Raw genomic sequence first — 248 nt, 5'->3', positions numbered from 1 at the left:
AACCAGAACGCCTTCTACATCACCTTCGACAACAAGGAAGTCGGCCGTCTTCAGGCAGCCGAAGTCTTCAAGGTCAAGCCGGAAGGCAATTACGTCTTCATCAAGGGCTCTTCTTCCGATCCGAATGCGGACTTCCTGTTCGCCGGTCAGCAGGAAGTGCTGAAGGCTGCCATCGACGGCGGCAAGATCAAGAATGTCGGCGAGGCCTATACAGATGGCTGGAAGCCGGAAAATGCCCAGAAGAACAT

The 248-nt window shown here is 54.4% G+C and carries 1 protein-coding gene; it reads left to right on the top strand.

The window, feature by feature from the left end; all coding sequences use genetic code 11:
* On the top strand, positions 1-248 hold a 248-nt coding region (locus tag SB816_RS33945; protein WP_410548492.1), incomplete at both ends, for a substrate-binding domain-containing protein.

It is taken from the genome of Achromobacter sp. SIMBA_011 (genome assembly GCF_046535435.1).
Lineage (GTDB): Bacteria > Pseudomonadota > Gammaproteobacteria > Burkholderiales > Burkholderiaceae_B > Achromobacter > Achromobacter dolens.
This window is presented reverse-complemented; position numbering and strand designations above follow the sequence as displayed.